Raw genomic sequence first — 23,524 nt, 5'->3', positions numbered from 1 at the left:
CGATCGCGCGCCCGAGAGGTCACGGATGGCCGACGAGCAGACACCCATCAACCCGAGCGACGCGCCGGGCGACCCGCCCTCGACGACCCCGTCGGGCGATGCCGCGCCTTCGTCGCCCCCGGCGCCCCCGACGCCCTCGAACGCCCCCGACGACATCGAGAAGACCATCGAGCAGTCTCAGAAGGCCGCCGAATCGCTCGCGCAGGATGTCAAGAAAGGCCCGGCGCCCCCCGAGCTGAGCGAGAAGGCGTCCGACATGCTGGCCGCGGTGAAGGCCGCCGTCGCCGCCGCGCAGTCGCATCAGGCCAGCGGCGGGGGGCCTCTGCCCACGCCTCAGCCCGACATGGCTTCCGCGATGAGCGCTGCGTCCCACGAGCCGATGGGCGCCCCGGTCGCGCTCCCGGATTTCGCGTCCAACGGCTCCGGCGCCCCGGCCGGAGCCCGCGACATCGACCTGCTCGCGGATGTGAACCTCAATGTGAACATCGAACTCGGGCGCACGCGCATGCTCGTCGAGGACGTGCTCCGGCTGGGCGAGGGCTCGGTCGTCGAGCTCGACAAACTCGCCGGCGACCCGGTCGATGTCTTCGTCAACGGGCGCCACGTGGCCCGCGGCGAGGTCCTCGTCGTCAACGACAACTTCTGCGTGCGAATCTCCGAGATCCTGAGCCGCGTACCCGGCTCGGACGACTGAACAACGCGTCTCGAGCGAAGCAGGGGCCGCCCCCTCTCGACCGGACGCACCGTGGTAGTTTCCAACACCGTCGGGCGGAGCCCGACGCGCCAAGCCAAGGACGGCGACATGGCGACAGAGACATCCACACCCACCGACCGTCGGCGCGCGCGCTTCGTGCGTCTCGCGTGCGCACTCCTTGCGCTCGGGGGCGCGACTCCCGTCGTCGCCTCGCCTCTCTACGGCCCCGTCGCAAACTTCGGGCCAGCCCCGGTCGTCGTTGACGCGCCGGCGCCGATCAGCAGGCCCGTCCCCGACCGCGCCGTCGACGCCCCCGCGCCGACATCGACCGAGGCGCGCCCGCTCCTGGGAGGCAAGGCGGCGCGTCCCGCGATTGTCGAGGGCGCGGCGAAGCCGAGCGAATCGAACGCGAACGCCCCGGCCTCTTGGCCGCGCGTGCTCGGCGCGCTCGCGGTCGTCGTCGCGCTCATCTTCGCGCTGCGTGGGCTGCTCGGCCGTGTCGCGGCGAGAGGCGGGCTGCGTGCGCAGCTCGGCGCAGGGGGCAGGGCGCCCTCCGGGGTTCTCGAGGTGCTCGGGCGATACCCCGTCTCGCGAGGCCAGACCCTCGTGCTCCTGCGGCTGGACCAGCGCGTCATGCTGCTCGGGCAGTCTTCGTCCGGGTTCCGCACGCTCGCGGATTTCAGCGACCCGTCCGAGGTCGCGTCGCTGCTCATGCGCACACGCGATGAAGACAGCGAATCGCTCTCCGGGCGCTTCCGGCACATGCTGTCGAAGTTCGAGCGCGACCCGGCGATGACCGAGGGCGTCGAGCACGTCGACCTGACGCGCCGCTCGCCGCTGATCCGCCGGGCCGCCGCCGCGGTCCACGCGCACGGCGCGGCGTCGGGCGTGCAGCGTGTGCCGACCTCGCGCGATTCGTACGAGGCGATCCGGCGCCGGCTCGATTCGATGAAGGGGGTGACGCCGTGAACCTGCGCGCGATCGTCCTTGTCGTGCTGTCGCTCGTGATCGGGGCGCCCTCGTGGGCGCAGACGGTCGGGCCCCCGACGCCCGACCAGTTCTCTCGCGAGCGGTTGTCCTCCGGGCTCGCGCCAAGCGCGTCCCAGCCGATCAACCCGATCAGCGTGCTGGACAGCGCCGCGCGGCTGATCCCGGGCGCGTTCTCGGGCGCAGCGGGGGAGCCCGGTGGCTCCGGCGCAGGTTCGGAGGTCGGCCAGGGCGGGCTCTCGACCACGCTGAACATCGTGCTGCTGCTCACGGTGCTGTCGCTCGCGCCGGCGATCATGATCATGTGCACCTGCTTCGTGCGCATCATCGTGGTCCTCGCGTTGCTCAAGCAGGCGCTGGGCGCGCAGGGCCTGCCCCCGAGCCAGGTCATCACCGGGCTGGCGCTGTTCATGACCTTCCTGGTCATGGCGCCCACCTTCGAGCGCATCCACGCCGAGGCGATCGTGCCCTATCAGAACGGCGAGATCGTCAGCCAGCTCGAGATGTGGGACCGCGCCAAGCAGCCCCTCCGAGACTTCATGTTCGACCAGATGGAGGCCAGCGGCAGCATGTCGAGCGTCTTCATGATGCTCAACTACCGCGGCATCGATACCTCCGAACCCCAGAACCTCACCCGCGCCGATGTCGACACGATCACCCTCATCCCCGCCTTCATGCTCAGCGAGCTGAAGGTCGCTTTCACGATGGGCTTCCGCGTCTATCTGCCCTTCCTCGTGATCGACATGGTGATCGCCAGTCTGCTCATCTCCATGAGCATGATGATGCTCCCCCCGGTGCTCATCTCCCTGCCGTTCAAGCTCCTGCTCTTCGTGCTCGTCGACGGGTGGAACCTCGTCGTCGGTTCGCTGATGACCAGCTTCGTCCAGCCGGGTCAGGTCGACCGGCTGTCGAATCTCGCGCAGAGCGCGGCGGGCGCGCTCGGGGGAGGGGGCTGACCGTGGTCATCGACGACTCCATCATCGACGTCGTGCGCACCGCGCTGATGATCACCATCAAGATCGCCGCCCCGATCCTTGGCGCCGGCGTCGCGATCGGCCTGTTCATCAGCATCTTCCAGTCCGTCACGCAGATCCAGGAACAGACCCTCGTCTTCGTCCCCAAGATCTTCTCGATGCTCCTCGTCGCGATGCTGCTCATGCACTGGGTCGTCCGGCGCATCGCGGAGTTCGCCCTCGACATGTTCACCCTCACCTGACCGCGACCCCCACGAACGAACCGGCATGATGGAGCTCGAGCCCATCCTGAAGCACGCGCCCGTGTTCCTCGCGGCGATGTTCCGCATGATGGGCATGTTCGTGCTCGCGCCCGGCCTCGGTGGCGACACCGTCCCCCGGCAGGTCAAGATCTTCTTCGTCATCGCCCTGACGGCGGTGATCTATCCGACCATCAACCTCGACGCGAACCTGCCCCTCCGATTCGACCTGCTCGCCCTCGCGCCCGTCCTCGCGACCGAGGTCGTCATCGGCTTCACGATCGGGATGATCCTCAGCATGCCCATGATGGCGGTCCAGATGGGCGGGCTCATCATGGGCCAGCAGATGGGGCTGGGGCTGGCGAACTTCTACAACCCGGCGATCGACACCGAGGGCGACATCATCGGGCAGATCCTGTTCTATGTCGCGTTCGGGGTGTTCCTCGCGATCGGGGGCTTCGACATCCTCGTGTTCGCGATGGTCAACAGCTTCGATCGCGTGGCGATCGGCGGCATCATGTTCGGCGACGCGCCCCTCGCGGTGATCGTCGGCGTCGTCAACAGCGGGTTCGAGCTCGCGATCCGCGTCGCGATGCCCGTGCTGTGCGTGATCTTCCTCGAGACGCTCGCGATGGGCTTCATCATGAAGACCGTCCCCCAGCTCAACATCCTCAGCTTCGGCTTCCCGATCAAGATCCTCGGGGGCATCTTCGCGGTCTACGCCGGGCTCGCGTTCATCTCCGAGACCATCGCGACCGACGTGCGCCACGCGTGCGATCGCGCCGTGGGCTGGGTGACCACCCTCGGGCCCCCGGGCGGCGCGTCGAGGCCCTCTCCATTCTCCTCGCCCTTCCTCGAGACCACGGAGTAAGCCATGGCCGAAGACCTGGGCGAGAAGACCGAGCAACCAACCGCCAAGCGTCTCGCCGACGCGCGCCAGAAGGGGCAGATCCCCAAGAGCGCCGATCTCTCGTCCGCGATGCTCCTCATCAGCATCCTCGTCATGCTCGTCGCGCTGGGGGCGGGGTTCCTCGAGAGCGCCAGCGCGCTCCTCCGCCGCACCCTCGGGGGCGAGCTGCTGGTCGCGGCCGGGCCGGCGCAGATCAACGAGCTGCTGCTGACACTCATTCGGATCGCATGGCCCGCGCTCGCCGTCGCGTTCCTCATCGCCTACGTGGTCAACTTTGTCCAGGTGGGCTGGCTCCTCAGCGCCAAGCCCCTGCAGCCCAAGTTCAAGCAGTTCCACATCGTCAAGGGCCTGGGCAAGATGGTCTCCCGGCGCAACTGGGTCAAGGGGCTCATCAACGTCGGCAAGCTCGCCCTCGTCGGCGGCGTCGCTGTCCTGTTCGTGCGCGCGAACCTCAACGAGATCGCGGCGCTGCCCCTCCTGCACCTCACCGGCGCGATCGCGGTCTTGGGCTCGTTGATGATCGAGCTGGCGCTGTGGGCGCTGCTGCTGCTCATCCTGCTGGGCGTCGCCGACTATCTCTACCAGCGCTGGCAGCACACCGAAGACCACAAGATGACCAAGCAGGAGGTCAAGGACGAGCGCAAGAACATGGACGGCGACCCGGCCATGAAGCGCCGCCAGCTCGACTTCGGACGCGCCATCCTGAACCAGCAGATGCGCAAGAGCGTCCCGAGCGCGGATGTCATCGTCACCAACCCGACCCACTTCGCCGTCGCCCTCAAGTACGAGCACGGCTCGTGGAACGCGCCGCGCGTCGTCGCCAAGGGCGCCGACTTCATGGCCATGCAGATCCGCTACATCGGCGCCGCCAACGGCGTGCCGATCATCGAGCGCCCGCCCCTCGCGCGCGCCCTCTACTACCAGTGCGAGGTCGGGCAGGAGATCCCCTCCGACCTCTACGAAGCGGTCGCCGAACTGCTGGCGTACGTCTACCGCCTTGACGGGAGGGCCGCGTCGTGAGCAAGGCGGTCCCCGTCGCGCCGGTCACGCTGGGCTCCCGCCACCCGGGCTGGGTGGACCTCGTGCTGCGCTACAAGTCGCTCGTGGTCCCGCTCGCGATCATCGGGATGATCGGCGTGATCGTCGTCCCGCTGCCGCCGTTCCTCATGGACGTGCTGCTGTCGATGAACATCACGCTGGCGGCGGTGGTGCTCCTGACCGTCATCTACGTCGACGAACCGCTGCAGCTCTCCGTGTTCCCGTCGCTGCTGCTCTTCACGACGCTGCTGCGCCTGACGCTGAACATCGCGACCACGCGACTGATCCTCTCGGCCGACGCGAACACGCCGGAGGAGGCCGCGTACGTCGCCGGGCACGTCGTGCAGGCGTTCGGCGACTTCGTCGCCGGCTCGTCGCTGGTGGTCGGGCTGATCCTCTTCGTGATCGTCGTGATCGTCCAGTTCGTGGTGATCACGAAGGGCGCCACGCGCATCGGCGAAGTGGCCGCCCGCTTCACCCTCGACGCCATGCCCGGCAAGCAGCTCGCGATCGACGCCGACCTCAACGCCGGCCTCATCGACGAGCGGGAAGCCAAGTATCGGCGCGAGCGCCTCGGCCAGGAAGCCGACTTCTTCGGCGCGATGGACGGCGCCGGCAAGTTCGTGCGCGGCGACGCGGTCGCCGGCATCATCATCACCCTCATCAACATCGCCGGCGGGTTCGCGATCGGCGTGTTCATGCGCGGCTGGGACGTCGGCTCCACCGCCCAGGTGTTCACGAAACTGACCATCGGCGACGGCCTGTCGTCGCAGCTCCCGGCGCTGATCATCTCGATCGCCGCCGGCCTCCTCGTCACCCGATCGGGCGCGACCAAGTCGTCCCTGGGCGACGACCTGCTGGCGCAGGTCACCGCCAAACCCACGGCGCTGTTCATCACCTCCGGCTTCCTCGGCGCGCTGGCGCTCACGCCGCTCCCGGCGATCCCGTTGCTGGCGGCGGCGGGCGGGCTCATCACCATCGGCGTCACCATGCGCCGGGGCGAGAAGGCCGATCGCGACGACGCGACGCGCGCGAGCGACATCGCGGGCCAGGCGCCGGCGCCCGAGCCCCCAAGCGTCGAGTCGCTCCTCAAGGTCGACACCATGGAGCTCGAGGTCGGCTACGGGCTGGTCCCGCTCGTCGACGCCAAGCAGGGGGGCGACCTGCTCGACCGGATCTCCGCGACGCGCCGACAGACCGCGATCGATCTGGGGCTCGTCATGCCCCCGGTGCGCATCCGCGACAACATGACCCTCGACGCGAGCGCGTACAGGATCAAGATCCGCGGGGCGGTCATCGCCGAGGGCCGCACCGAGCCGGGCAAACTCCTCGCGATCGACTCGGGGCTCACCAGCGGGCCCATCGAGGGCACGCCGACCCGCGAGCCGGCGTTCGGGCTCGACGCCTACTGGATCGACCCGGCCATGAAGCCGCGCGCCGAGACCATGAACTACACCGTGGTCGACGCGACCAGCGTCCTCGCCACGCACCTGACCGAGGTCGTCAAGACGCACGCCGACGAGCTGCTCACGCGCGAGGAGGTCGGCAACCTGCTCACCCAGCTCAAGGAGAAGTCGCCCAAGCTGGTCGAAGAGGTTGTGCCGGGCGTGGTCAAGGCGGGCGACCTGCAGAGCGTGCTCCAGTCCCTGCTGCGCGAGCGCGTCCCGATCCGCGACATGGAGACGATCCTCGAGACCCTGGGCGACTGGGGCACGAAGACCAAGGACGTCGACGTGCTGGTCGAGTACGTCCGGCACGCGCTGCGCCGCGTGATCTGCCAGCTTCACTCGTCCCCGGCGACCGAGCAGGGGGGCAAGCCCCGGCTGGTCTGCGTCACGCTCGACCCTTCGCTCGAGGACCTCATCGCCGCCCACATCGACCGCTCGGGCGGCGGGACGACCGTCAACATGCCGGCGCGCACCGCCAACACGATCGCGCGCGAGATCATGCAGGCCCTCGGCCCGGTGGTGAACGCCGGCAACAGCCCGGTGGTTATCGCGTCGCCCCAGGTCCGCGCCGTCGTCCGCCAGATTGTCCAGCCCCACTTGCCGAACATCGTGGTTCTCGGGTACAACGAGATCGTTCCCGAGGTCGAGGTCGAATCGATGGGTCTTGTCTCACCGCCGCCGGACCCGGCGGACAAGCGGCACGCGTCGGCCGCGTAACATCGCACCAGCGACGCACAGTCAGGGATCGGCGGCGAGCGTGCCGCCCGGGAAGTCGGAGACTTCCCGAAGGACGCGCGACCGGGGAAACGGTCGCGCCGGATGATCGGAGCCACGGATGGCCGACCTGTCCCTTCGGACATACCGCGCACGAACCGTCGGGGACGCCCTCGTCGAGATCAAGCGCGATCTCGGGCCCGACGCCGTGATCCTGCACACTCGCCAGTTCAAGGCCGGCGGCCTGCTGGGCCTCTGGGCCCGGCCGATCGTCGAGATCACCGCGACCTCGGCGTCGAACATCGCCCCTCGCCACGACAAGCCCGGCCCGCGCCCCTCGCGCGACACCGGCGCCCCGATGAGCCCGCGCGCCGCGGCGTCGGGGCATCACGGCGCGAACGGCTCCGTCCTCGCCGACCGACTGCGCCAGGCGTACGCGACCCCCGGCGCGAGCCCCGACCCCGGCGCGGGCGGCGTCGCGATCGCCCCGGCGCCCGGGGCTGGTCAGCGCGCTCCCGAGAGCGCGATCGACCCGGTCACCAACGGCAAGGCGCTGGTGGCCGCCCTCGCGACGCGAGCCCAGATCGCGCCGACGACCAGCGCCGCCGTCTCGGCCCTCGAGAACGAGCTGGGATCGATCAAGACCCTGCTCAACCAGGTCCTGGCGCGCACGAGCGGGTCGCCGGCGTCGGTCGTGCCCGAGCTGCTGCACGCGCGCTACATCCGCATGCTCGACGCCGATGTCTCGAGCGAGATCGCCGACCACATCCTGGCCGAGGTCCGCGACGAGCTCTCGCGACAGGAGATGGGCGACGAGGCGATCGTGCACGCCGCCGTCGTGCGCCGGCTCAGCGCCGCCCTGCGCATCCCGGGCGAGGAGGCCGCGATCAGGCCCCGAAAGCCCAGCGAGTCGGCGCGGCGAATCGCGCTGGTCGGCCCCACGGGCGTGGGCAAGACCACCACCGTCGCGAAGCTGGCCGCGACGCACAAGCTGCGCCACGGGCTGAAGGTCGGGCTGGTGACCGCCGACACTTACCGCATCGCCGCCGTCGATCAGCTGCGCACCTACGCGAACATCATCGGGCTGCCCCTGAGGGTCGCGCTCACCCCGGCCGACATGGCGGCGGCGTGCGACTCGCTCCACGACTGCGACGTCGTGCTCATCGACACCGCCGGGCGAGCCCCGTGCGACGCCGACCGACTCGACGAGCTGCGCGACCTGCTCGGCGCGGCCAAGCCCCACGAGACCCACCTGGTGCTGAGCAGCACCACCAGCGAGCGCGCGATGCTGCAGGTCGCGGAGCGGTTCTCCGTCGTCTCGCCCAACCGGCTGATCTTCACCAAGCTCGACGAGGCGGCGAACTTCGGCACGCTCGTGAATGTGGCGAAAAAGGTCGGCGTCGATCTGAGCTACCTCACGACAGGGCAGGAAGTCCCCGATCGGATCGAGCCGGTGCGCCCGGACCGCATCGCACGGCTGATCCTCGAGGGCGGGGTGGTCCGGTGACCGCCGCCCCTCGCCATCCGGCGCCGCCTACTCCAGGCCTTGACGACCAGGCGTCGTCGCTGCGCCGGCTGATGGCGTCGCTCGAAGCGACCGCGCCGCGCGTCGAACCAGCCCGCCGGGCGCGCATCGAACTCTCGCCGCCTCCCCCGACTAAGCGACCCGCGCACGCGATCGCCGTCGCGTCGGGCAAGGGCGGCGTGGGCAAAACCAACCTCTGCGTCAACCTCGCGATCGCGATGGCGCAGCGCGGCGTGCGCGTGACCCTGCTCGATGCAGACCTGGGGCTCGCCAACGCCGATGTGCTCTGCGGCGTGCGCGTGCACGGGCACCTCGGACACGTGCTCGCCGGCTCGCGCACGATCGACGACATCGCGATCGAGGCGCCGGGCGGGTTCCGACTTCTCCCGGGCGCCGCCGGCGTCGCGTCCCTCGCCGAGATCTCCGATTCGTCGATCGAAACGCTGCTCGAGCGGGTCGGCGATATCGATGATTCGAGCGATGTCCTGCTCATCGACTGCGGCGCCGGCATCGGTCGCGCGGTGCTGTCGTTCCTCGCCGCCGCCGATAGGTGCGTGGTGGTCGCGACCCCCGAGCCGACGGCGATCACGGACGCGTACGCGCTGATCAAGGTCGCCCTCGGCGGCGGGGTCGCAGGCGGCGCGAGATTGCCGCGCGTCGATGCGTCCGGGCTCGGGCTGGTGGTGAACATGGCGTCTGACCCTCGCGAGGCGCACGCGACGCACGAGCGCATCGCCGGCGTGTGCGAGCGTTTCCTGGGGATGCGCCCGCCCATGCTGGGCTGGGCCCCTCGCGACGACGCCGTCGGGGCGGCGGTGCGATCGCGGACCCCGTTCCTGCTGGGCAACCCCCGTCGTCCGATCTCGACGCGCATCGATCTTCTGGCCCGCGAGTTGCTGGAAGATCTGGCGTTGGACGGCGAGTCCACCGACCGACCCGGCCTGGTCAGGCGACTCTTGAGTCTCCGGACCCGCAAAATCGCCGGCGGACGAGGAAATCCGGCAAGGACGGCTTAAGCCGCGTCGTTGATCGTCCGATTCCCTCCGGCCGACCGCGATTCCGCGGCGGAGGGATCGAGAGTGAGCCGAGGAACCAAAGGAACACCGACCAGGATCGCGGCCTGCTGCATGGCGTTCAGCGCCTTCGCGCTGGCGTCGCTCTCTGGCCTCTACGCAGGGGCCGAGACCGACCTCGTGCTCAGCAGGGCGCTGATCAGCATGGTCGTGTGCTATGTCGCCGGGTGGGTTATCGGCGCCGCGATCGAGCATGTGCTCGGAGAGCGGCTCCGGGAAGAACACCGGGTCGATCAGCACACCGTGCCAACCGCCCGGGGCTCATCCAGCGCCCCGAACGGGGGGAAACGCAACGCGGCGGCGGCGTGAAACGCCTGAACGCAGAATTATGAGACTTTTGATGGTTTTCCATCTTGTGCAGTGTGACGCGTCCTGTATACTGCCCGCCATTCAGGCGGCCCACGGATGGGCGCGCACCCCGACGGAGACCCTTCCCGCCCCTCGCCACGGCCAGCGCGTGACGACGGACGATGGGGACTTCTCCTCCGACGGGTCCACTCTGCGGATGAGATGGTCAAGGAGAGGACCATGCCGAGCAGCGTGAAAGCGGAAACCGGCAAGACCAAGCGTCGCACGGACGCCGGTTCGGGCTCGAAATCACCCACGACATCAACGCCAGCGAAGGCCGCGAAGGCGAAGAAGGGCATCTCCTTCTCTCCCTCGTCAGACTTCACTCGACAGACGCTCGAGGCGATGGAGATGCGCGAGGTGTGGGTCACCTACCAGCGGGGCAAGTCCCTCGCGATCCGGAACTTCCTCCTTGAGAAGTTCTACCCGCTCGTGCGATACAACGCCGAGCGCATCCACACGCGCCTCCCCGACGAGGTCGACGTCGATGATCTCGCCCAGGCCGGCCTCTTCGGCCTCAAGGACGCCATCGACAGCTTCGACCTCGAGCGCGGCGTGAAGTTCGAAACCTACTGCGCGCCGCGCATCCGCGGCGCGATCCTCGACGAGCTCCGCTCCATGGACTGGGTCCCCCGGCTCGTCCGCGTGCGCACCGCCAAGGTCAACGCCGCGCGCAACCGCTTCCTCCTCAAGCACGGACGGAACCCGACCGAGGTCGAGCTCGCCGAACTCCTGGGCGCCGACGCCGAGGAATACAAGAAGCTCAGCCGCGACTCGCGCGCCGCCGGTGTCTTCTCCCTCTCGCGCAAGGTCATGGGCGGCGACAGCAGCCGCGAGCTGCACGAGATCGACGTCATCCGCGACGAGACTCAGAGCAACCCGCTGACCGAGGCGCAGCGCCGCGATCTGCGCGAGCTCATCACCCGCGGGCTCTCCCGCGCCGAGCGGCTCATCGTCATCCTCTACTACTTCGAAGAGATGACCATGAAGGAAATCGGCGCCACCCTCGACCTCTCCGAGTCTCGCGTCTCCCAGATGCACTCCTCGATCCTGCAGCGCCTCAAGGCCCAGATGCAGCACCGCGAGCGCGAGTTCGAGGCCGTCGACGCCTGAGCGATCTTCTCCAAATCCGATTCGACTTCCCTCCGCCCGCGTCGAACGATGCGGGCGGCTTTCATGACGAACCACGACCACACCTCTGCTGCCGATCGCTCCCCCGATTCCGCGGTCATCGCGCACCTCGGGCTCGGCTCCAACCTCGGAAACCGCGCCGACACCATCGACGCGGCCCTCGCGCTCCTGTGCGCCACCCGGGGGGTGTCGGTCCTCGTCCGCTCCAAAATCATCGAGACCCCCGCGCTCGTCCGCCCCGGCGCCCCGGCCCAGCCGGCGTACCTCAACGCCGCTGCCACGGTCGAGACCACCATGTCCCCTCGCGAGCTGCTCGACGCGATGCTCGAGGTCGAGCGCCAGCTCGGGCGCGTCCGCAGCGCCACCGAGCGGTGGGAGCCGCGCACGATCGACATGGACCTGCTCCTCTACGCCGACCGCGTGATCGATTCGCCGGGGCTCGTTGTTCCTCACCCGGCGATGCACGAGCGCCTGTTCGTCCTCCAGCCCCTCGCCGAGATCGCGCCCGACGCGCGACACCCCGTGCTCGGGCGGACCGCCGCCGAACTGTTCGCGCGCCTGCGCGCGGCGACGCCCGCCGGGGCGTGAACGCTGCGGCGGGCGTCGCGATGGTCTTCCGCGCGCTCTTCGTCAGTCGATGGTCAGGCCAGCCAGGTACTCGCGCAGCGAGCGGTCCGCCATCTCGCGCTTCGCGCGCAGGTCGCGGGTCTCCTGCTCGATCTGCTCGAGTCGGTCTTCCTGCTCGGTGAGCGTGCGCATGTAGCGGGCGTACAGGTCGGAGTTCCGATCGACGCGACCCATGTTCTCGCGCACGCGCCCCTGGTCGGACGCGATCGCCCCGCGCTCGGTGTTCAGCGCGCTGATCATCGCGTCGATGTCCCGCACCGCGCGCTGCATCTCTCCGGCCTTGCGGACCGCGTCCACGACCTGCTTCGACGCCCTCCCGTCGGAGGAGAGTCGAACGAGCAGGTCGAGGTCGTACTGCACGAGCGCGACGGTGCTGCGATCGACGCGCTCGTGGGTGATGTCGAGGGTCGCCTCCCCGGCGCGGTCCAGCGCAACCTCGAAACGCTGCACGGTCTCGGACTCGCTGGCCGGCGACGCGGGCGACAGCAGCGTCCAGCCGGGCATCTTCGGGTGCTCGACGATGATCGTGCGCCCGCGCGACGCGTCGCGATTGACGAAGCGATGGCCGGTCGTCGACTCGCGACGACTTTCCTGCTCCAGCACGCCGTTGACGATCCGGACTTTCGTGATGCGCGACTCCGTCCACGGCTCGACGAGGGCGCGGACATCCTGATCAACCGCGTACGACGCGAGGCGCTGCTGCCCGCGGCTCGTGAAGCCGACCTGGGCGTCGCCGGCGTAGGAATCGGCGTCGTAGACCGCGATCGGGCCGGCGGCCAGGTCGGCGCCGCTCGTGTTCGTGAACTCGACGCCGCGCATCGGGTGCTCGCGCAGGTCGTTGGGGTTGTAGATCGAGACACGCCGCCCCTCGACGCTCGACCCGAGGATCGGCAGCATCGCGCTCGTGCGCCGGGGGATGGTCACGGTCTCCTTGATCTCGTAGCGGAAGAGTTCTCCCGAGGTCTGCGCGTCGGCGACCGACGCCAGCGAGGCGCTGAACGAGCCGGCGCCCATGCGATTGGACTCGGCGACGCGCGCCGGCGCTATCGACTGGCCCGTTATCGCGCTCGCGTCGCGCTCCATCCGCACGCGCCCGTCCGCCGCCGGGCTGGCGGGCGCCCTGGCGGCCACGGCGTCGCTGTAGGCCCTGCCCGTCACCACTCCCGGGATCGGCAGCGGCAGGTCGGGCCTCGCGACGAACAGCGGCTCGCGCAGGTTCATCGTGAACGCGACGGGCCTGCCCGACGCGAGCGACATGCGCACGCCGTCCCAGTCCTCGTCGGTCTGATTCTCCACGATCGCCCAGCCCTGCAGCATCGGCTTGGCGCCCGTCTCGTCGGGCAGCACCAGCCGGTAGCTCGTCTTCCACACGGGGGATTCGTGGATGTAGCCGATCGTCACATCGCGCTCGCGACCCTCGCCGAAGCGCACGCCGAGCCCGGCCTGGTTCTCGGCGCGCCGTGACGCCAGCGTGCGCAGCGCGACGCGCAGCTCGCTCGCGAGTTGTTTGTCAAGCAGGTTGAACGTCACCATGCGCGCCAGGGGCACGGTCTTGACGCCGGCGTCGGTCAGCACGCTGACGAACTGGCCCTTCTCGGGCTCGCCCCGGGTCTCGACGCTGAGGATCATGCCTCGCACCGGGCCCTCACCCGTGGTGATGTCGATCTCGGCGCCGCGGAGCTGCCCGAGCAGCTCGTAGATCGAATCGGCGCGTCGGAGATCAACCTGAAAGCCGCCCAGCGCCTTGTCGAGCGGCTCGGCGGATTCGAACGCGACCGTGGGGGGCGTCTGGCCCTGCGCGTCGAGCACGACCATCGACTTGAGCACATCGTTGAGATGGTTGACATCGAATCGAAGATCCACCGTCGCCGCGCCGTCGACGACGCCGGTTCGCTCGAAGTACCCAACGCCCGACCGGTAGAGCGTGACCGACCTGAGCGGCAGCGCGTCGGCGGCCAGCGCCGCATGGCCCAGGGCGCACGAGAGCGCGAGCGCCCCCAGGATCCATCTCGCATCCGGGAGAGCGCGCGCAGGGCGGTGGGAGTGCGTGTCACGCGCTGCGCGCAGCGAGAGCCCGGACCGAGTGAGTTCGCTCGAGTTCATTGGAAATCCCCATTGGTGTCGGCGGGCGACACGCCCGCTCGTTCCTGCCGCGAAATCCGACGCGGCGTCTCTGGTTCGGTTCCCGGCGAGCGTCGGTTCGCGCCCGGCCCGGCCCGCGCCGGTCGAGGGCGTGTCTAGAGTCCCCCTCACGAACGCCGATCACAGACCCATGGCCCAGCTGACCGTCCTCCCATCCACACCGCCGACCACGGGAACGCCGCGCGAGGCGGGCGCGTTCGACCGAGAGCGTGCGGCGCGCGACCTCGCCAACGCGATCGAGGGCGAGGTCCGCTTCGGGCTGCACGACCGGATGCTCTACGCGACCGACGCGTCGCTGTACCAGGTCGAGCCGCTTGGCGCGCTCATCCCGGCGAACGCGCAGGACGCGGCCCGCGCGATCGCGTTCTGCGCGTCGAGGGGCATGCCCGTCCTGCCGCGAGGCGGGGGGACCTCCCTCGCCGGGCAGTGCACGAACCGCGCCGTGGTGATGGACCTCTCGCCCAATCTTCGCACGCTCAGCGCCATCGACGACCAGTCGCGCACCTGCGAGGCCGAGCCCGGCATCACCATCGAGGAACTGAATCAGCGTCTGCTCAAGGAGGGCCACCAGCTCTTCTTCGCGCCCGACCCGGCGACGGTGCGCCAGGCGACGGTGGGGGGGTGCATCGGCAACAACGCCGCCGGCGCGCGCTCCGTGCTCTTCGGGAGAACGAGCGAGAACCTCGACGCGCTGACCGTCGCGCTCGCCAGCGGCGAGGTGGTCCGCCTCGAAGCCGGCGCCGCCGCTACAGACGCGCGGGTGCGCGACCTCACCGAGCGCGTCGTCGAGGTCGTCTCGCGCCACGCCGAACTCATCCGCGAGCGTTTCCCGAAAACCGTCCGGCGCAACGCCGGGTACCAGCTCGACCTGATCCTGCAGCAGCTCGACGCCGGGAAGCGAGTCGACGAGATCAACCTGGCGCCGCTGCTCTGCGGCAGCGAGGGCACGCTCGCCGTCACGCTGTCGGCGAAGCTGAAACTCAGGCCGATCCCGCGCGCGAAGGGGCTGGCGGTGCTCTCGTTCCCGTCGGTGGACGACGCGATCGCCGCGGTGCTCCCGATCCTCGAGACGCGCCCCAGCGCCGTCGAACTGCTCGACGACCTCGTGATCGATCTGGCGCTGAACAACCAGGAGTGTCGTCGCTATGTCGAACTCCTGCCCCACAAGGGCGAGCAGGTCCCCAGGGCGGTGCTCTATGTCGAGTATTTCGCGGAGAGCGACGCCAACGAGATCAACGAGCGCTTCGAGGAACTGATGCGCGCGATGGAAGGCCGCGACTACGGCGTCTCCACCTACCACGACGCCAAGGCGATGCTCAGCGCCTGGCGCCTGCGCCAGAGCGGCGAGCCCTTGCTCCACGGGCTGCCCGGCGAGCGCAAGCCCATCACCTTCGTCGAGGACAACGCGATACCCCCGGAGAACCTCGCCGAGTTCGTGCGCCGCCTGCGCGCGATCGTCGAGAAGCACGGCACCAAGGCGGCGTTCTACGCCCACGCGTCCGTCGGCGTGCTGCATGTCCGCCCGCTGCTGTCGACCAAGGACCCGGAGGATCTGGTGCGCCTGCGCGCCATCGCCGTCGAGGCCGCGGACCTGGCGCGCGAGCTCGGGGGCGTGATGAGCGGCGAGCACGGCGACGGGCGCGTCCGCTCGCCCCTGCTGGAGCGCCTCTACGGCCCCGAGATGATGCGCGCCTTCCGAGAGATCAAGGCGATCTTCGACCCGCAGAACATCCTCAACCCCGGCAACATCGTCGAGCCCGGGCCGATCGAGAGCATCACTGCCCACCTGCGCGTGTCGCCCCTGGATCACGACGGCGACGGCGCCCCGTCGGTCCGCGTGTCGAAGCAGGTCGAAACCTACTTCGAGTACGGCGATCAGGAAGATTTCGCCCACGCGGTGGAGATGTGCAACGGAGCGGGCGTTTGCCGCAAGCGGAGCGGGGGGGTGATGTGCCCCTCCTACATGGCCACGCAGGACGAGCGCCACGCGACGCGCGGGCGCGGCAACGCGCTGCGCCTCGCCATCACGGGCCAGCTCGGGCGCGACGGGCAGCGCCCAGATGCGCACGAGCCCGATTGGGACGACGCCGAGACGCTCAAGACGCTCGACTGGTGCCTGTCGTGCAAGGCGTGCAAGAGCGAATGCCCGAGCAACGTCGACATCGCGAGACTCAAGGCCGAGTACCACGCGCAGCGGAACAAGGCGAAGGGTCGCGCGCCCTGGCGGTACAGGGTGCTGTCGCGTGTGCGCGACCTCAACACGCTCGCGTCGTTCGCGCCGAGATTGAACACCGCGATGTCGCGGTTCGGGCCCGCCCGGGGCGTGATGAACAGGCTCTTCGGCTTCGATCCGCGACGCTCGCTGCCCCCGTTCACCCCCGACCTTTTCCGCTGGTTCTCCAGGCGCGGCGGGTCGTCGGTGCACTCGAAGCACAAAGTCGTGCTCTTCGGCGACTGCTTCAGCGTTTACAACGAGTCGCCCATCGGGCGGGCGGCGGTCGGGCTGCTCGAAACACTCGGGTACGAAGTCGTGCTGCCACGCACCGGCTGCTGCGCCCGGCCCATGATCTCGCTCGGCTTGCTGCCCGACGCGATCGCGAAAGCCGACGCGACGCTCGCGCAGCTGCGTCCCTTCATCGAAGACGACTCCGTCGCGGCGATCCTCGTGCTCGAGCCCTCGTGCCTGAGCGCGATCAACGATGACTGGCAGCAGCTCAAGCTGAAGTCGCCCAAAGCCCTCCGACGCGCGCTCTCGCAGAAGACGATGCTCGTCGAGGACTTCGTCGAGAAGCGATGGGACACACACCCGCGCACGCCCACCATCGACGAAGCCGTCGTGCCGAAGGGGCGCGTCGTGCTACACGGGCATTGCCACCAGAAGGCGATCGTGGGCGTCGAGAGCAGCGCCGCGCTGCTGCGCCGCATCGCCGGTGTGAAGCTGGAGGTGCTCGACGCGACCTGCTGCGGCATGGCGGGCATGTTCGGCTACACGAAGGACCGCTTCGACCTGTCGATGAAGGTGGGCGAGCTGGGCGTGCTCCCGGCGGCCAGGACGATCGGCCCGGACGATGTCATGGTGGCCCCGGGGACCTCCTGCCGTCACCAGATCCACGACGGCGCGGGCGTGGGGGCGATGCACCCGGTCGAGTTCGCGGCCCGGGCGCTGGGCGCGCGTCCGGACTGAAACGCCACGACCCGGCGCAGGGCCGGGTCGTGCGTGTGGAAATCTGGGAAAAAGAAAGGGCGACCGACGGGATTCGAACCCGCGACCCCCTGGACCACAACCAGGTGCTCTAACCGAGCTGAGCTACGGCCGCCATCAAGCGAGGGGACTGTATTCCCACGAGCCCGGGTCGGCAACGCGGCGTCGTCCGGGCTGCGGTGTGGTACGCTCCCGGGATGCCGGTCGCGGTCCCCATCGAGGAAGCACTGCTGCGGCTGTTCCTTGCCGGCGTCGTGGCTGCGCTGCTGGGGTGGAACCGCGAACGCGCCGGCAAGGCCGCCGGCCTGCGCACCTTCACGCTGGTCGGCCTTGGGTCGTGCCTCTTCACCCTGCTCTCGCTCGAATTGATCGAGGCGTACAAGGACACCGCGGCCGGGGGAATGGACCCGCTGCGCGTGGTCAGCGGGCTGGTGGGGGGCATCGGGTTCCTGGGGGCCGGGACAATCATTCAGGCCAGGGGCAGCGTGCAGGGAGTGACGACGGCGGCGGGGCTGTGGATGACCGCGGCGATCGGGCTCGCCTCCGGGCTCGGGCAGTACGCGCTCGCGGGGGTCGCCGGGGCGCTCTCGATCCTTGTTCTGCTCGGCCTCTGGCTGCTCGAGCGGCGAGTCGGGGTGAAGCAGCACGCTCCACCAGCCCCGGCCCAGCGCCGGGGACGATGAACGACGCCACCGACGCGGGCTGTCAGAGAACCGCATGCGCCGGTTGAGGGTCGGGGGGAGTCGCCTATCCTCTTGGATTCACTGGTCGCCCGCCCCGCAGACCCGCGAGACCGCCGCGGAAAGGGTGGGCGTCGATTCACCCTGCTCCAGCACGGTACAAGACAACCCGCCATGACCACCCTGACCTCGCCCGCGTCGGATATCACCTTCGCCAACACCCTGGCCAACCTCAGCGTGGCCGAGCTGGTCGAGCACTCGATCAAGCGAGGGGAGGGCGTCTTGGCTTCCAACGGCGCGCTGAATGTCCGCACCGGCGATCGCACCGGGCGTAGCCCGAAGGACAAGTACCTCGAGGACACCCCCGAGGTCCACGACAAGGTCTGGTGGGGCGCCGTCAACCAGCCCTTCAGCAGCGAGAAGTTCGACAAGGTTCTGGACATGGCGAAGAAGCACCTCGCCAAGGCCCAGACCGTGTTCGTCTCCGACGGCTTCGTGGGCGCCGACCCCAAGCGCCGCCTCGCGGTCCGCACCCACACCGAGCACGCCTGGCACGCGCTCTTCGTCAAGACACTCTTCATCCGGCCCACCGACGCCGAGATGAAGGGCTTCTCGCCCGACTGGACCATCTACAACTGCGGCAAGCGCAAGCTCACGAGCGACGAGGCCAAGGCCCTGGGCGTCGCCGACACCGGCGTGCTCATCGTGCAGTCGCTCTCGCGCCGCACCGTCGTCATCTTCGGCACCGAGTACGCCGGCGAGATGAAGAAGAGCATCTTCTACGCGATGAACTACGACATGCCCGAGGTGGGCGTGTTCCCGATGCACTGCTCCGCCAACGTCAGCACGACGGACAACCACGACGTCGCGCTGTTCTTCGGCCTCTCCGGCACCGGCAAGACCACGCTCTCGGCCGACCCCTCGCGCGGGCTGATCGGCGACGACGAGCACGGCTGGTCCGACGCCGGCGTCTTCAACTTCGAGGGCGGGTGCTACGCCAAGTGCATCAAGCTCTCGAAGGAAGGCGAGCCCATGATCTGGGACGCGATCCGCTTCGGCTCGGTCCTCGAGAACGTGACGCTCGACCCCAAGACCCGTCTGCCCGACTACGACCGCGCCGAGTTCACCGAGAACACCCGCGTCACCTACCCCGTTGATTACATCGACAACGCGGTCATCCCCTCGATGGCCGGCCACCCCAAGAACGTCGTGTTCCTCACCGCCGACGCGTTCGGTGTGCTGCCCCCCATCAGCAAGCTGACGCCCGAGCAGGCGATGTACTACTTCATCAACGGGTACACCAGCAAGCTCGCCGGCACCGAGGCCGGCGTGACCGAGCCCCAGCCCAACTTCTCGCCCTGCTTCGGCGGGCCCTTCCTGCCACGCCCGCCGCGCGTCTACGCCGACATGCTCGCCGAGCGCATCAAGAAGCACGGCGCCAGCGTGTGGCTGGTGAACACCGGCTGGACGGGCGGGCCCTACGGGACCGGCTCGCGCATGAAGCTGTCGCACACCCGCGCGATGATCACGCAGGCCCTCGACGGCAAGCTCAAGAACGCGAAGTACGACACCGACCCGATCTTCGGACTGCACATCCCCACCAGCGTCGACACCGTCCCCGACGAGATCCTCAACCCTCGCAAGACCTGGAAGGACGGGGCGGCCTACGACGCGAAGGCGAAGGAGCTGGCGTCCAAGTTCCGCGCCAACGACGCGAAGTTCGATATGCCCGACGCGGTCCGCGCCGCGGGCCCTCGCGCCTGATCCGCTGATCGGTCGACGAAACACAAAGACCTCGCTCCGAGTCGGAGCGAGGTCTTGTTGTTTCAGGTCGGATGAGTCGGGGCCGGTTCAGCGACGACGACGGGCGCCGATCGCGAGCATGCCGGCGAGGGCCATCGTGCCGCCCGTCGGGAGCGGGATCACCGGGGTGTCGTCCTCTGGGGGCAGCCAGCCGTTGTAGGTGTGGCGGCGGATCTCGGCGTTCTGGAACGAGATCGAGTCGACGACGACCGAGCCGTTGACGCCGCCGCCCAGGATGCGCAGGTCCGCGTCGGGGGCGATGAGGGCGCCGTTGAAGGTGTTGTTGACGGTGATCTCGGTGGCGTCGATGAAGTTCCAGAGGATCTTCGACGAGTTGTTCTGGTTGAACCCGCCGATGAGGTTGGGCGGGGCGACGAGGTTGATCACGCCGTTGTTCGAGGTGACATTGAGGATCACGGTGTCGGCGGATCCGAAGTTGAGGTTGAGCTGGCCCAGCCCCTGGATGGTCGAGATGTTGAAGGCGTAGACGGCGACGTTGGCGCCGTTGTAGTTGGTCGGGGAGGCGTTCATGTTGCCGGCGCCGTCGATGGACCCGTTGGTCGCGAGAGCGGCGAGCGAGGCCTGCATCGAGACGACCTGGTTGATGGCGTTGGTGACCATCGACGAGACGCCGCTGCTGTTGATCTGCGAGCCGCCGCCGTTGAGGTTGCGCGTGCCGAGCATGCTGCCGCCGATACGGAGGTTCCCGCCGTTGTTGATGTTGGCGGTGGTGCCGGCGTTGATGTTGCCGCCGACGACGAGGCCGTCGCCGTTGCTCGCGGTGACGCCCTGGACCGCGTAGTTGCTCGCCGGGCCAGAGAGGTTCCCACCGATCAGCGCCGAGCCGTCGACCTCGGAGGTCGAGAACACGTTGCCACGCACGATGACGTTCCAGTCGGTCAGGACGCTCCCGGCGTGGGACGCCGCCGACGCGACGGCGAGGCAGGCAGTGGCTGAAAGCAGCAATGAACGGTGACGCATAGGGGGCTCTCTCTCCTCAAGGTCCTGATGAACGGGGCCGGAACTGGGGAAAGAGTACCTCGGGAAAACACCTGGTAAACCGGTCGAGTGTAAAAAATCAGCCGTAACTCGTTCTGGACTGTGAGTTTGGGCAATCTGGATGCGGGGGGGTGTCCGGATGCCGGGCGGTCGCTGCGTGACGAAACAGGGCCCGCCGGCGCTCGCCGACGGGCCCTGGGATGAACGATCGAAGCCTGGCGTGCCTTAGCGGCAGGACGCGCCGAAGTTGGACAGCACGAGGTTGAGGTCGGAGAAGTTCACGACGCCGTCGTCGTTCACATCGCCCGCGAGGCCCTGGCCGGTCTGGCCGAACGCCGAGAGCACGGTGTTGAGGTCGGAGAAGTTGACGACGCCGTCGCCGTTGGTGTCGCCGGGGCAGTCGATGACGTCGGTGCAGGACACGGTGGAGATCCGGACCGCGTCGATGCCGGCCTCGAGCAGAGACGCCGGGCTGAGGTCGCTCGCGATGAAGCGGACGCGCAGGGTCGGCGTGGAGGGAATCTCGCCGGAGTCACCGATGTTGATGGCGTCGGTGCGCCAGTTGTCGGACTGGGTCGTGAAGAACCGGACCTGCGTCCAGTTCGTTCCTGCGGGATCCGTGGCGAACTCGACGGCGAGCGAGTCGTTGTCGAGGACGCCCGGGCCGGAATTGATCCAGTAGGCGTAGGTCAGCGCGCCCCCGGTGCTGGCGTCGATGACGGGCGAGGTGAGGATGGTGGAGCCGTTGTCGACGTCGCTGTCGCCGGGGGTGTTTCCGGTGACATAGCACTGGCCGGAGCCGTCGAAATCGGTGGCCGGGTCGCCGCGCCCGCCGTTGACCGGCACGCCTCGCTGCCACTGGCCGGCGGTCGCGTTGCCGCTGACGGTCCAGCCCTGATCGGTTTCGAAGTCGTCGTCGAAGGCGATGTCGAGCTCGCCGACGAGGTAGGAGTAGGGCGAGCCCGCGCCGCCCGGGGGGTCGAAGAGCGTCGCGTTGGAGGAGGTGAGCGCCGAGAAGTAGAACTCGGGCGAATCGTCGCAGCTGGCGCCGGGGATGGACGCCGTGTACGTCGCGGGCCCGGTCGGGGTCATCGCGATCGCCGCGAACGCGCCGCCGTCCAAGCGGTAGTTGAGCGTGACGCTCGACGCCTCGACGGCGTCTGCGCCGGAGAACACGCTCAGAGCGACCTCGACAGGCGCGCCGGGCTGCGCGAACTCCTCGACGGCGTCGACGATGCGGATGAGCGAGGGTGCGCTCTCGATGCTCAGCGAGTAGAGCTGGATGTTGTTGGTCCCGCTGCCGCGGACGCGGACGTAATAGATCCCTGCGCCGGGGAGCCCGGCGACGGCGGTCTCGTTCTGGCCCAGCCCGTTGAAGTCGGCGGTGTCGAGGACGGTCACGCCGTCGGACGCGAGGATGTCGATCTTGAGATCGTGGATGACGCGCGGATCGAAGAGCGTGCCGCCGGTGCAGCCCGAGTTCTGCGAGCGTTGGAGATAGGGCGCCTGCTGCGTGGGCGCCGCGGTGGCGGCGATTGCGGTCGGCCCGGAGACGGAGATGCGGAAGACATCGACGTCGGCGCCGTTGTCGATGCTGAGCAGGTCGACGCCGATCGTGGAGCCGGTGAACGCGCCGAGGTCGGTGGAGGTGGCGAAGGTGTCGTTGTTCTCGAAGCGGTCGCCGTAGTGGCGCTGGGTGGCGAGGGTGTCGTCGAACTGAGGCCCGTCGAACATCACCGAGATGAACGGCTCCATGAGCTTGGTCTCTTCGCGCGGGCAGACGTGGAGGATGCCCTGGCCGTGGCCGTGCTCGTGCGAGAGAATGTTGCGGAGCCGGAGCGAGTTGTTGGTGGTGTTGTTGTAGAAGTTGTCGGCGCTGTCGAGGACCATGTCGCCGTCGTTGGGGAAGTTGTTGTAGGCGAGGACGCCGCTGTTGCCGTCGAGCGGGATGGCCGCCATGCGGAGGTCGCCGCGCACGCCGAGAACGCCCGGGTTGTTGTTGAGCGCGACGCCGTCGTCGTTGGGCTCGTACTGATAGGAAAGACCGCCGAGCTCGGCCCAGCGGGCGAACATCTCGTCATAGATGGGCTGCCAGACGGTGGGGTTGCCGTAGATGCCGTTGAGGAAGGCGAAAAGGTTGCTGTTGCCCTGATACCCGATGAGGTCGGGCACGAAAGTGCCGTCCGGAACAAAGGAGTAGGTCAGGGTGACGGGCTCGCCCTGCGCGTAGGAGGGCTGCGCGATGGCGGTGCTGGTCCAGCGCCCGGTGAGCTGGAATCGCCCGCCGATGCCGAAGACCGCGTCCTCGAAGGCCTGCACGACATCGTCGGGAGTTCCGGGCGTGAAGCACAGGTGCAGGATGGGCCCGTGCTCTTTGGTCGTCTCGAGGACGCGCCGGAGCATGTGGCGGTGCGCGGGGCGCATCTTCTCGAAGGTGGAGAGACTCACAACCTCGGCGACGGACTCGTACGGGGTTTCGCCGTGCAGCGCGAGCACCTCGTCGTCGCGCTCGTTTCGCTCGTACAGCTCGGGGACCAGGCCCGACATGATGATCGCGTTCTTGGTTTCGGTGGGCAGCGCGAGGAAGGTCTGCAGCTCGATGAGCGCGCGAGCGTGGGCCTTGAGCGCGTCGTCCTGGGAGATCGGGGCGCGCAGGCCGAAGGCGCCGACCCGGCTGGGGGCGTCGTCGGGAACAAGCCAGTTCGCGCCGTGCGATGCGCCGGTGAGACACAGAAGCGAGGCAACAAGGGCGGCGCGCATCGCGCCGGCGCTGGGACACAGATCGGGCATCATGACCTCCGCTCGAAGAGCGTGACGCGCGGAGCGCGTCGTTGGGGCAGGACCGGCACGGACGGCACGCACGCCGTCTTCACGAACCGCTCATGCTCGCAGAATACAACAACTCGGCGATCTGTCCAAGAGAAAGCACCTGATGACGCGACGGACTTTCGGACCTTGATGAGGGGATGGGCCTTGCCTGGGGGAATAGG

18 protein-coding genes and 1 tRNA gene are annotated in these 23,524 nt (G+C 68.8%); 15 read left to right on the top strand and 4 right to left on the bottom strand.

The features are described 5' to 3' along the window. Window positions 1-25 precede the first annotated feature (25 nt). The 12 genes from fliN (at window position 26) to folK (ending at window position 11,669) form a co-directional block, all read left to right on the top strand. Entirely contained in the window at window positions 26-694 is a 669-nt protein-coding gene (gene fliN, locus KF684_03820; GenBank protein MBX3352036.1) for a flagellar motor switch protein FliN, read from the top strand. Window positions 695-802: 108 nt separating this feature from the next. Further along, window positions 803-1,663 (top strand): FliO/MopB family protein, encoded by an 861-nt coding sequence (locus KF684_03815; protein MBX3352035.1) that lies wholly within the window; start codon window positions 803-805, stop codon window positions 1,661-1,663. 104 nt (window positions 1,664-1,767) lie between these two features. Then, window positions 1,768-2,637, top strand: a complete 870-nt coding sequence (fliP, locus tag KF684_03810) for a flagellar type III secretion system pore protein FliP (protein ID MBX3352034.1) — start codon at window positions 1,768-1,770, stop codon at window positions 2,635-2,637. A 47-nt stretch (window positions 2,638-2,684) separates the two neighbouring features. Continuing rightward, window positions 2,685-2,897, top strand: a complete 213-nt coding sequence (locus tag KF684_03805) for a flagellar biosynthetic protein FliQ (GenBank protein ID MBX3352033.1) — start codon at window positions 2,685-2,687, stop codon at window positions 2,895-2,897. 25 nt (window positions 2,898-2,922) lie between these two features. Next, a complete protein-coding gene (locus KF684_03800; GenBank protein ID MBX3352032.1) occupies window positions 2,923-3,765 on the top strand; it encodes a flagellar biosynthetic protein FliR in 843 nt (280 codons plus the stop codon). A gap of 3 nt (window positions 3,766-3,768) precedes the next feature. Continuing rightward, the gene (gene flhB / locus KF684_03795; GenBank protein ID MBX3352031.1) at window positions 3,769-4,824 is read left to right on the top strand and encodes a flagellar biosynthesis protein FlhB; all 1,056 of its coding nucleotides are present in this window, start codon (window positions 3,769-3,771) and stop codon (window positions 4,822-4,824) included. After that, window positions 4,821-7,007, top strand: a complete 2,187-nt coding sequence (gene flhA, locus KF684_03790) for a flagellar biosynthesis protein FlhA (GenBank protein MBX3352030.1) — start codon at window positions 4,821-4,823, stop codon at window positions 7,005-7,007. Before flhB ends, flhA begins: the two co-directional genes overlap by 4 nt. A gap of 118 nt (window positions 7,008-7,125) precedes the next feature. Continuing rightward, complete coding sequence (flhF, locus tag KF684_03785; protein ID MBX3352029.1) at window positions 7,126-8,511, top strand: flagellar biosynthesis protein FlhF; 1,386 nt, start codon at window positions 7,126-7,128, stop codon at window positions 8,509-8,511. Beyond that, a complete protein-coding gene (locus KF684_03780; protein MBX3352028.1) occupies window positions 8,508-9,545 on the top strand; it encodes a P-loop NTPase in 1,038 nt (345 codons plus the stop codon). The genes flhF and KF684_03780 overlap by 4 nt, the downstream gene beginning before the upstream one ends. 111 nt (window positions 9,546-9,656) lie before the next feature. After that, on the top strand, window positions 9,657-9,911 hold the full coding sequence (locus KF684_03775) for a hypothetical protein (protein MBX3352027.1): 255 nt from the start codon (window positions 9,657-9,659) through the stop codon (window positions 9,909-9,911). A gap of 384 nt (window positions 9,912-10,295) precedes the next feature. Further along, entirely contained in the window at window positions 10,296-11,063 is a 768-nt protein-coding gene (locus tag KF684_03770; GenBank protein ID MBX3352026.1) for a FliA/WhiG family RNA polymerase sigma factor, read from the top strand. A gap of 63 nt (window positions 11,064-11,126) precedes the next feature. After that, entirely contained in the window at window positions 11,127-11,669 is a 543-nt protein-coding gene (gene folK / locus KF684_03765) for a 2-amino-4-hydroxy-6-hydroxymethyldihydropteridine diphosphokinase (protein MBX3352025.1), read from the top strand. Between the two features lie 42 nt (window positions 11,670-11,711). Here folK and KF684_03760 read toward each other — a convergent pair whose 3' ends face one another. Continuing rightward, the gene (locus tag KF684_03760; protein ID MBX3352024.1) at window positions 11,712-13,811 is read right to left on the bottom strand and encodes a hypothetical protein; all 2,100 of its coding nucleotides are present in this window, start codon (window positions 13,809-13,811) and stop codon (window positions 11,712-11,714) included. Window positions 13,812-13,980: 169 nt separating this feature from the next. Between KF684_03760 and KF684_03755 the strand changes: the two genes are divergently transcribed. Further along, complete coding sequence (locus KF684_03755) at window positions 13,981-17,034, top strand: FAD-binding protein (protein MBX3352023.1); 3,054 nt, start codon at window positions 13,981-13,983, stop codon at window positions 17,032-17,034. Window positions 17,035-17,092: 58 nt separating this feature from the next. Here KF684_03755 and KF684_03750 read toward each other — a convergent pair. Beyond that, a tRNA-His gene (locus KF684_03750) sits at window positions 17,093-17,167 on the bottom strand. Window positions 17,168-17,249: 82 nt separating this feature from the next. Between KF684_03750 and KF684_03745 the strand changes: the two genes are divergently transcribed. Beyond that, the gene (locus tag KF684_03745; GenBank protein MBX3352022.1) at window positions 17,250-17,735 is read left to right on the top strand and encodes an MgtC/SapB family protein; all 486 of its coding nucleotides are present in this window, start codon (window positions 17,250-17,252) and stop codon (window positions 17,733-17,735) included. A gap of 171 nt (window positions 17,736-17,906) precedes the next feature. Beyond that, the gene (gene pckA, locus KF684_03740; protein ID MBX3352021.1) at window positions 17,907-19,496 is read left to right on the top strand and encodes a phosphoenolpyruvate carboxykinase (ATP); all 1,590 of its coding nucleotides are present in this window, start codon (window positions 17,907-17,909) and stop codon (window positions 19,494-19,496) included. 87 nt (window positions 19,497-19,583) lie between these two features. Here pckA and KF684_03735 read toward each other — a convergent pair whose 3' ends face one another. Beyond that, a complete protein-coding gene (locus tag KF684_03735) occupies window positions 19,584-20,516 on the bottom strand; it encodes a choice-of-anchor A family protein (protein MBX3352020.1) in 933 nt (310 codons plus the stop codon). Between the two features lie 243 nt (window positions 20,517-20,759). Beyond that, complete coding sequence (locus tag KF684_03730) at window positions 20,760-23,324, bottom strand: matrixin family metalloprotease (GenBank protein MBX3352019.1); 2,565 nt, start codon at window positions 23,322-23,324, stop codon at window positions 20,760-20,762. Between the last annotated feature and the right edge of the window lie 200 nt (window positions 23,325-23,524).

It is taken from the genome of Phycisphaeraceae bacterium, from assembly GCA_019636675.1.
Taxonomy (GTDB): Bacteria; Planctomycetota; Phycisphaerae; order Phycisphaerales; family UBA1924; genus JAHBXC01.
This window is presented reverse-complemented; position numbering and strand designations above follow the sequence as displayed.